Below are 9,726 nucleotides of genomic sequence, written 5' to 3'. Positions count from 1 at the left end.
AACGGGAAACTCTCTTCTTTTCAATCAGAAGTGTCAGCTCAGGTCTGAACTAATTCACATCATACCCGGCTTTGATAAAGTTGCAAATATAGTAAAACCAGCAATTAAAAAACCAAGTGTCGTAATACTAAAATCCAAACCAAGCTCCGACCACCGCCTAACATCAGCCAACAACCTCGACTCATCACCGACAAAGAAAAATGCATTCAAACCCAACGCAATCATTACCAAAAAAGTAAGTACAACCTGAGTCTTTCCTGGCATTATCCGTCGAGAAAGTTTGTAAACATCCCACAAAGATTTCTCGCTAGTTAACTCACCATCATCAAATGAGTAACGCATATTAAAGACCACGGAATATATTAGTTATCTTAGAAACGACTCCATCTAGCAAAACAGGTAATTTTATAACGTTTTCAGAAACCAAGTCTTTAAACTGCCTATACATAGCTCGAGCAGCCACCTCTGGGTCCCGAGAAATACTTTGCAATGCAACGGTCAAACTAAAGTCTTCATTAGTTCCATTAATAGTATCACCATATTCATCATAGCCCTTTAACTTTACCTCTGAATTTCCAAGACCGGATGCTGAATTAGCCTGCTCATACACTTCATCACTATCGAGACCATCTTTCGGGTTTGAAAATTCAACCCTTGCAGATCTACTATTCATTGCCTCTCGACGCCTACCAAACTCAGACCAAAAATCATCATTGTCAATCTCTTCTTTATTAGTTGGTAGCAATCTAATAGAAACTCTATCAATGTGCTCAAGCCTTTCTACAAAATCTTTGAGAGACTGCTTATCCGATAGAGGTGTGATACGCAACGTAGGATATGGGTGCTTTTCTACCAAAGACTTCTTAGTAACCCGAGTCAAATCCGGATTATTTTGTCGCTCCAATTTAGAACGTTCATATTCATCATTAATGAACCATTCATACTGTTGCTTCAAACAAAACTGACTCGTACTTTGAAAATTCTGCATTGAAGGCGCACCCTGAACTTCTTTGCAGAGAATTAATCTATGGTTATTCAATATCAACAAGAAAGTAGAACTCGGCGCTGTTTCCAGCTCACTTTTATCTTCAATTAGTCCACCATCTTTTCGAAATATCTGATCTCGCTTTAATTTTGTATTTTTAACTATTCGCCCAGAAATTCCCAAAACGGGTATATTCGACTCTTCACCAAGATTAATTAATTTAGTATCCAAGAAAAAATAGTCGCCTTTACCTTTTAGAGTGCGGACAAACTTCATCTCATGAAATGAAGGCATTACGACCTCCTCAAATAGATCGAGAAGAACATTTTCTTCTCCAAACTTCAGAGTGTAATTCCCAAACTCAAGCTTCCTAGTAAAATCCACACAACCTCCTTGATACATTCCAATAATTAAAAGCGATACCTTCCGAATAATTTCGAATCTCTTTCGGAAAATAGGTAATGACTAATCTCTTACTACAAGCAAAACTACCATTCTGCAACAACTCCAGCAACACCTTCCACCCACAAAAAAGCCGCTGCTCATTGCTGAGCAGCGGCTTTCTTTTCATTCCATGTGGTGGGCAGTGCCCACCCTACGATGCAAAGCACTCACCTGAAAACGTTAACCAGCTAGTTTTCAGTTGTTCTCTTCACACCAAACCCGTGCATTGCGGAACATCCGCATCCACGCGCCATCCTCATCCCAGCTCTCCCCTTCAGGGCCAGCCGGAATATAAGAGTTCTGAATCGCGCGGAATACCCGCTCAGGGTGCGGCATCATAATGGTCACACGACCATCATTGGCGGTCAGGCCAGTAATACCCTGTGGCGAACCGTTCGGGTTAGCCGGGTATTGTTCGGTAACATTGCCGTAGTTGTCGACGTAACGCAGGGCGATCTGGCCAGCCAGTTCGTCAATGGCGCTGTCGTCGGCAAATTCGGCGCGGCCTTCGCCGTGGGCGATGGCAATCGGCATACGTGATCCGGCCATACCGGCGAGGAATACCGAGTCGGATTCCTGCACTTCGACCATGGCAACACGGGCTTCAAACTGCTCGCTCATGTTACGCACAAAGTGCGGCCAGTGTTCGGCACCCGGAATCAGTTCGTGCAGGTTTGACAGCATCTGACAACCGTTACACACACCGAGGGCGAAGGTATCTTCACGTTTAAAGAAGGCTTCAAACTGGCTGCGCGCCTGGTCGTTAAACAGGATGGACTTGGCCCAGCCTTCACCGGCGCCCAGTACGTCACCGTAGGAGAAACCACCACAGGCGACTAAACCGCGGAAGCCTTCCAGGGTTACGCTGCCCGACAGAATATCGCTCATATGCACGTCAACCGAGGTGAAACCGGCGCGGTCAAAGGCGGCGGCCATTTCGATCTGGCCATTCACACCCTGCTCACGCAGAATCGCGATTTTCGGGCTGTTTTCAGAACCGGAAGCCGGTAAATCGGCGGTGATATCGTCGTTAATATCGAAGGTCAGCTCAGCGTGCAGGCCAGGGTTTTCAGCGTCCAGCAGGGTGTCGAATTCCTGCTTGGCGCAGTCGGCGTTGTCACGCAGCGCCTGCATTTCGTAGCTGGTCTGACTCCACAGGCGCTGCCAGTTCACACGGCTTTCGCTGAGGAATTCTTCATCCTGGAAGCTGAAGGTAATCTGGTCGTCGAAGTTCGGCTTACCGATCACGGCGGTGCAATCGCCCAGACCGGCGGCTTCAAACTGGGTCAGCACTTCTTCCAGATCGTCGCGGCGAACCTGCAGCACCGCACCCAGTTCTTCGGCGAACAGTGCCGCGGCCAGACCGGCTTCGTCATCGGCCAGCAGATCCATAGAGATATCCACACCGCAATGCGCAGCAAAGGCCATTTCGGTCAGGGTGGCGAACAGACCGCCGTCGGCACGGTCGTGGTAGGCCAGCAGTTTATTGTCGCTGTTTAAGCCCTGCACCACGGCGAAGAAGGCTTTCAGGTCTTCGGCGTCGTCGAGGTCAGCCGGTACATCAGCCACTTTGCCGAATACCTGAGCAAAACAGGAAGCACCAATACGGTTCTGGCCACGGCCAAGGTCAACCAGAATCAGGTCTGTTTCACCACTATCCAGTTTCAGCTGCGGCGTCAGTACACCACGGGCATCGGTTACCGGAGCAAAGCCGGTAATAATCAGCGACATCGGCGAGGTAACGGCTTTATCGGTACCGGCATCGTTCCAGCGGGTTTTCATCGACATCGAGTCTTTACCCACCGGAATGGTCACCTGCAGCTCAGGGCAGAGTTCTATACCCACGGCTTTTACCGTGGCGTAGAGTTTTTCGTCTTCACCGTCGTGGCCTGCCGCACACATCCAGTTAGCCGACAGTTTAATGTCAGCCAGTTTAGCAATCGGCGCCGCCGCCAGGTTGGTAATGGCTTCGGCCACCGCCAGACGACCGGAGGCCGGCGCATCCAGCAAGGCGACCGGCGTACGCTCACCCATCGCCATGGCTTCGCCGGCATAGGTGTCATAAGAAGAGGTGGTTACAGCAACGTCAGCCACCGGCACCTGCCATGGGCCAACAAACTGATCACGCGCCACGGTACCGGTAATAGAACGGTCGCCGATGGTGATCAGGAAAGATTTGCTCGCCACGGTTGGCAGCTTAAGTACGCGCGCAGCGGCATCGGCCAGATCGACACCGGAGCCATTAAAGGCATCGCCTGCGGCGTTGCGGCGGCTGGCTTCGCGGTGCATACGCGGTGGCTTGCCGAGCAGAACCTGCAACGGTAGATCAACCGGCTTATTATCGAAGTGGCTGTCGGTGACGGTTAAATGCGGCTCTTCGGTGGCGTAACCCACTACCGCATAAGGTGCGCGCTCGCGGGCACAGATGGCATCAAAGGCCGCCATATCTTCCTGCGCCACCGCCAGTACATAACGTTCCTGGGATTCGTTTGACCAGATCGCCAGCGGGCTCATGCCCGGCTCGTCGTTCGGTACGTTGCGCAGTTCAAACTTACCGCCACGGCCGCCATCGTTCACCAGTTCCGGGAAGGCGTTGGAAATACCGCCCGCGCCGACGTCGTGAATAAAGGCAATCGGGTTTTTATCGCCCAGCTGCCAGCAGCGGTCGATCACTTCCTGACAGCGGCGTTCCATTTCCGGGTTTTCACGCTGTACAGAAGCAAAGTCGAGGTCGGCATTCGACTGGCCAGAGGCCATAGAAGACGCCGCACCACCACCCAGACCAATCTGCATGGCCGGGCCACCCAGAACGATCAGGCTGGCGCCCACCGGGATTTCGCCCTTCTGTACGTGTTCGCCACGGATGTTGCCGTAACCACCGGCAATCATGATTGGCTTGTGGTAACCGCGGACTTCACCGTCGTGCTGCAGTTCGAAAGTACGGAAGTAACCGCACAGGTTCGGACGGCCGAATTCGTTGTTAAAGGCAGCGCCGCCCAGCGGGCCGTCGATCATGATGTCGAGGGCCGACACAATGCGGTCTGGCTTGCCGTACTGGCTTTCCCATGGCTGTTCGAAGCCCGGAATTTTAAGGTCGGATACGGTAAAACCGGTTAAGCCGGCTTTTGGCTTGGAACCACGGCCGGTTGCGCCTTCGTCACGGATCTCACCACCGGAACCGGTCGCCGCACCGGAGTGTGGAGCAATGGCGGTCGGGTGGTTGTGGGTTTCGACCTTCATCAGGATGTGCATATCTTCCTGATGGTAGGTGTAGGCACGGCTGTCAGGATTCGGGAAGAAACGACCGGCTTTATGGCCAACAATCACCGAGGCGTTGTCTTTATAAGCCGACAGAATGTTTTCGTTGTAACACTCGTAGGTGTTTTTGATCATCTGGAACAGGGACTTATCCTGATCCTCGCCATCCAGCGTCCAGGTGGCGTTAAAGATTTTGTGGCGGCAATGCTCGGAGTTCGCCTGAGCGAACATCATCAGCTCTACGTCGGTCGGGTTACGGCCCAGAATGTTGTAGTTCTCGACCAGGTAATCCACTTCGTCGTCGGCCAGTGCCAGACCCAGATTCTTATCGGCTTCGATCAGCGCCTCACGGCCACCGCCCAGAATATCGACGGTACTCAGTGGCGCAGGTTCGGCGTGGGAGAACAGATCAGCCGCAGCCGAGCTGTTATCCAGCACCACTTCGACCATGCGGTCATGCAGAACGGCCGCAGCCGCTGCACGCTCAGCCGCACTGATACCTTCTACATAGTAAGCAATACCACGCTCCAGACGCTGAACCTTGCTCAGGCCACAGTTATGAGCGATGTCGGTAGCCTTGGAAGACCACGGCGAGATGGTGCCGAAACGCGGCACCACCAGAAAGAGTTCGCCCTTACCTTCTTTTACCTCGGCTTTCGGGCCGTAACGCAGGATACGCTGCAGTACCGCCAGCTCGTTATCGGCCAGAGCTTCGTGCAGCTCGGCAAAGTGCATAAATTCGGCATACACGCCGCTGACCTGTGGCAGCACTTGCTGCAGTTTGTTCAGGACTTTGTTCTGACGGAATTCGGAAAGCGCCGGTGCGCCACGCAGCTCGAGCATCGGGGGAAAACTCCAACGTAAGGAGGTGGGTCAAAATGAGCGCGAATGATACCGGAGAGTGCCTGTTCACACCAGATTTGTGCGGCCGACAGGCCAGAGTGGCACGCCGGGCAAAGGCACCACGCGGCTGCCGGGCAAACGGGTTGCTGTAAACATATCAGCGGCCACGAAAAAGCGCTTATCGTTGCAAAATCAGCAACAGTGCGTTGCTGACCAGCCCGGATTCCTGAGGCCTACAGAAAAAACAGAAGCGTTTCAACAGGTTAGGTCACTATAACGACACGAAATAGTCATCATTTTGCAAACATAGCCCGCCTTTCGGTTGTTTTTTAAGCGATCAGCACGCTACAATGACCCCAGATTTCAGAAAATGCACCATATTGGTGCGCATTTACGGAAAATTTGCATGCGATCTGGCATAACTCGTCTACTATCAACTACCGCGATGGCGGCCCTGTGCTTAACCGCACTGACCGGCAGCGTGCGTCCGAACAACCTGGAGCAGGTGCGGATGCATGGTGAGATTGTGATGGTAACGCGTAACAGCCCGACCAGCTTTTATGAAGACCGCAGTGGCCCGGCCGGCTACGAATTCGAACTGGCCCGCGCCTTTGCCGACCACCTTGGCGTTACCCTTAACGTTGTAGTGGCCGATAATCTGAATGACATTTTCAGCACCCTAGAGACAGGAAAGGCGGCCTTCGCGGCCGCCGGTCTCACTCATACCGCCGAGCGTGAACGCTGGTTCCGCTTCTCACAGCCTTATATGCAGGTTACCGAACAGGTTATCTACCGCCGTGGCGCCCTGCGCCCGCAGCAGATTAACGACCTGGCCAGTGGTCAGTTAGTGGTCGCTTCCGGTTCAAGCCACGCAGAACGCCTGCGCACTCTGCAGCACAGCCAGATTCCGGAACTCACCTGGAGTGAAACGCCCGATCTGGAAGTCGCCGATATGCTGCAGATGGTGGCCAGCGGCAATATCGATTTTACCGTGGTCGATTCCAACGAATTTGATGTGCTGCAGGCTTATTTCCCCAATCTGGCCATTGCCTTCGATTTAAGCGAGCAGCAGAACATTGCCTGGGCTTTCAGCCACAGCCGCGATGACAGCCTGCATCAGGCCGCGAATCAATTTTTCGGCAATAAAGAAAATGCCGCACTGCTGGCCGGTCTTGAAGAACGCTACTACGGCCATCTGGATAAGCTCGACTATGTTGGCGCCAAGCGCTTCCTGCGTCAGACCAGCAATAAGCTCGATACCTACAAGCCGCATTTTGAAAAAGCCGGTGCCGATCACGGTTTCGACTGGCGTCTGCTGGCTGCCGTCGGTTATCAGGAAAGCCACTGGAACCCAACCGCCAAGAGCTTTACCGGCGTACGTGGCCTGATGATGCTGACCCGTAACACCGCACGCGAACTGGGTGTAAAAAACCGCCTCGATCCTAAGCAGAGTATTTTTGGCGGCAGCCGCTATCTGGCTAAACTGCGTGAGCGCCTGGGCAGTGATGTGCAGGAGCCAGACCGCACCTGGCTGGCACTGGCCGCTTACAACGTCGGTTTTGGTCACCTGACCGATGCGCGTAAAATTACCGAACAGATGGGCGGTAACCCGAATTTATGGCTGGACGTTAAAGAAGCCCTGCCACTGCTGAGCCAGAAACGTTACTACCGTCACACCCGCCACGGTTTTGCCCGTGGTCAGGAGCCGGTTGATTACGTACAGAATATCCGCCGTTACTACGACGTTCTGGTCTGGAATGAAGAGCAGAGCCCAACCTTCAGCGACGACGAAAATGCTATGCAGTTATCGTCATCACTGATCACCGTTATTCCTCCACTCCTATAGCAATAGTGAGTTTCGCGGATAAGTTTTTATCCGCTTTTTTTATTCCCCGTTCTGAGCCGTCTGCGACGGTTGCAGGAGTTGCTGCTGAGGCGGCAATTCCTGCAGGAATGTGCGCACCACCTGTGCGCTGTCATCCGGCACTTCCAGCATCGGCGCATGGCCGACATTGGCAAAAATATGGCTCTGGCTGTGCGCCAGGTGCTGCTCAAACACGCCCACCGAACTGACATCCAGCACGCGGTCCTGCTCACCCCAGAGAATCAGTACCGGTTGCTGAATCTGCTGCAGTAAACGCAGGTTATCGTCACTGTGGCGTGCGGCTTCGGCCACCGCATGAATATCGGCAAAGATGTCGGTATTAATCGCATTGCGTGCCATCGCCCGGCGCGCCAGAACATCCGGCGCCGGCCACGGCAGGAACGGCTGCTGCACCATGGCAAAGTTACGCAGCGCGTCGTAGTCATCCATGTTTTCGACCACCAGCGGATTGCGCCCGCCGTTATCAATAATCTGCTGGAATTCACTCAGATGCGGCGGGTACACACCAGCGGCATCAATCAGCGTAATAGAAGCCACCTGCTGCGGATGCGCAGCGCTGTACAGCAGGGCAATGCCACCGCCCATGGAATTCCCCAGTACATGTACGGGCTGAGTGAGCCTGAGCGCGTCAACAAACTCCGCCAGCCAGCCGGCCTGAGCAGCGAAATCGTAGGTCAGCTGCGGGTTATAGGAGCTTTCACCATGGCCGGGTAAATCCGGCGCGATCACCCGGTAATCTTTAAAATGGCGGGCAAAACGCAGCCAGTTATCTTTATCGACGGCAAAGCCATGCAGCATCAGCAGCACCGGCGCATCGGCGGTTTCTGAATCGAGATACACCCAGTGATGACCCGCCACATCCAGCTCATGGCGGTTAAGCACCGACATCGCGCGCTCGGCTTTCAGGCCGGTTTCAAAGAGGGTGTCCTGCATTTTGGCGCAGGCGAGTAATTGCAGTGACAGCAGTGCCAGAAGCACTGAACGTAAAACAGGCATAAACGTATTCCCGGTAAGCGTTTTAATTGTTCTTTTTGTTTCTTATTGTTGTTTCTTATTATTGGTACGGGTCGTCGTGATCAGGAATGGTTGGTCGTTTTTTTATTATTTTTGTTCTTACTTTGTATTATTTTTTTGCCCAGACGATCAGTCTGCCGCCGGAGGCACCGCCTGCTTCAGACGCTTTTTCGCTTCGCGGCGCATGGCAAAGAAGGATGACATCATAGCGGAGCATTGCTCGGCAAGCACCCCACCCTCAATTTCCATCACATGATTATAAAAAGGCTGTGCCGGTAACTGCAGCGCGCTTTCCACAGCACCTGCTTTCGGTTCGGTCGCACCATAAACCAGCCGTGCAATGCGGCTGTGAATTAATAAACCGGTACACATGGTACAGGGCTCCACGGTGACATACAGCGTAGCGCCCGGCAGGCGGTAATTACCGATATTTCTGGCGGCATCACGCACGGCAACCATCTCAGCGTGAGCACTCGGATCAAGGCTGGTAATGGGCTGATTAAACCCACGCCCTATCACCTCGCCATTCAGCACCACCACTGCGCCCACCGGCACTTCACCGGCATCGTAGGCGCGCTGCGCTTCGGCCAGCGCCAGCTGCATGCCCTGCTCGTCGTTAACAATCTGTATGGCTGAATCTGGCAAAGTGGCCTCGTATTATCTGACTGAAATCGTGAATGGATGGCTCAGGGCGCCGGGCATCTTGTACTCTTTGCCATTTTATACTCTTTGCCAGTACCGCTGACAGACTCAGCAGGTACAATCAGTGACCTACTAATAACAGGAATAATATTATGTGGACGCACCACCTGAGCCCGCGCTTTGTTGAAACCGATGCCCTGGGTCATATCAACAACACCGTTTTACCGGTCTGGTTTGAAGATGCCCGCACGCCGCTGTTCCGACTGTTTACCCCGGATCTGGATATCAACAACTGGCATCTGATCATCGCCAAAATCGAAGTCGAATTTGTCGGTGAACTGTTTTACGGCAAAGATGTGGAGATCCGCACTTACCTCACCAAGCTGGGCAACAGCTCGATGGTGATTGCCCACGAAGCCTGGCAGGAAGGCCGAATGGGTGCCCGCGGCTCGGCGGTGATGGTGCATTTTGATCACGACGCCAAGCAATCGGTGACGATTCCGGAGCCTATCCGGGCTCAGCTGAGCGAGCACTTACAGGCGCTGTAAGCGCCTGCTGCCCCACAGTTTGGAGTAGCATCGTGTCACTCCAAACTGCAGCATTCATCGGCTACTGTTTTTCAACCTGAAACGTCTTTCCGGGGCTCCGCCCCTGG

Annotated in this window: 7 protein-coding genes; 2 read left to right on the top strand and 5 right to left on the bottom strand. The window is 53.3% G+C overall.

Going from position 1 to position 9,726, the window contains the following annotated elements:
• Positions 1–54 precede the first annotated feature (54 nt).
• The 3 genes from B3P58_RS19990 to purL all read right to left on the bottom strand — a co-directional run bounded on the left by B3P58_RS19990 (position 55) and on the right by purL (position 5,530).
• Positions 55–342, bottom strand: a complete 288-nt coding sequence (locus B3P58_RS19990; RefSeq protein ID WP_286720086.1) for a hypothetical protein — start codon at positions 340–342, stop codon at positions 55–57.
• Position 343: 1 nt separating this feature from the next.
• Positions 344–1,369, bottom strand: a complete 1,026-nt coding sequence (locus tag B3P58_RS19985; RefSeq protein WP_286720085.1) for a hypothetical protein — start codon at positions 1,367–1,369, stop codon at positions 344–346.
• Positions 1,370–1,624: 255 nt separating this feature from the next.
• Positions 1,625–5,530, bottom strand: coding sequence for a phosphoribosylformylglycinamidine synthase (purL, locus tag B3P58_RS19980; RefSeq protein WP_286720082.1), 3,906 nt, complete (start codon positions 5,528–5,530; stop codon positions 1,625–1,627).
• 370 nt (positions 5,531–5,900) lie between these two features.
• On the opposite strand from purL, the gene mltF reads away from it, so the two are divergent.
• The gene (gene mltF, locus B3P58_RS19975; protein WP_349676603.1) at positions 5,901–7,376 is read left to right on the top strand and encodes a membrane-bound lytic murein transglycosylase MltF; all 1,476 of its coding nucleotides are present in this window, start codon (positions 5,901–5,903) and stop codon (positions 7,374–7,376) included.
• Positions 7,377–7,415: 39 nt separating this feature from the next.
• Here mltF and B3P58_RS19970 read toward each other — a convergent pair whose 3' ends face one another.
• Both B3P58_RS19970 and tadA read right to left on the bottom strand, forming a co-directional pair.
• Entirely contained in the window at positions 7,416–8,411 is a 996-nt protein-coding gene (locus B3P58_RS19970; RefSeq protein ID WP_286720077.1) for an alpha/beta fold hydrolase, read from the bottom strand.
• A gap of 147 nt (positions 8,412–8,558) precedes the next feature.
• Positions 8,559–9,074: a tRNA adenosine(34) deaminase TadA gene (gene tadA / locus B3P58_RS19965; RefSeq protein ID WP_286720075.1), complete on the bottom strand. Its 516-nt coding sequence runs from the start codon at positions 9,072–9,074 to the stop codon at positions 8,559–8,561.
• 149 nt (positions 9,075–9,223) lie between these two features.
• Here tadA and B3P58_RS19960 point away from each other — a divergent pair, with 149 nt between their 5' ends.
• The gene (locus B3P58_RS19960) at positions 9,224–9,619 is read left to right on the top strand and encodes an acyl-CoA thioesterase (RefSeq protein WP_145465948.1); all 396 of its coding nucleotides are present in this window, start codon (positions 9,224–9,226) and stop codon (positions 9,617–9,619) included.
• Positions 9,620–9,726 lie beyond the last annotated feature (107 nt).

It is taken from the genome of Thalassolituus sp. UBA2009, from assembly GCF_002335285.1.
In the GTDB taxonomy this organism is placed as follows: Bacteria; Pseudomonadota; Gammaproteobacteria; order Pseudomonadales; family Oceanobacteraceae; genus Venatoribacter; species Venatoribacter alkanivorans.
This window is presented reverse-complemented; position numbering and strand designations above follow the sequence as displayed.

Coding starts and splice junctions, on each gene's coding strand:
- B3P58_RS19990 (WP_286720086.1), bottom strand. CDS start 342: ATGCGTTACTCATTTGATGATGGTGAGTTAACTAGCGAGAAATCTTTG.
- purL (WP_286720082.1), bottom strand. CDS start 5,530: ATGCTCGAGCTGCGTGGCGCACCGGCGCTTTCCGAATTCCGTCAGAAC.
- mltF (WP_349676603.1), top strand. CDS start 5,901: ATGCACCATATTGGTGCGCATTTACGGAAAATTTGCATGCGATCTGGC.
- B3P58_RS19970 (WP_286720077.1), bottom strand. CDS start 8,411: ATGCCTGTTTTACGTTCAGTGCTTCTGGCACTGCTGTCACTGCAATTA.
- B3P58_RS19960 (WP_145465948.1), top strand. CDS start 9,224: ATGTGGACGCACCACCTGAGCCCGCGCTTTGTTGAAACCGATGCCCTG.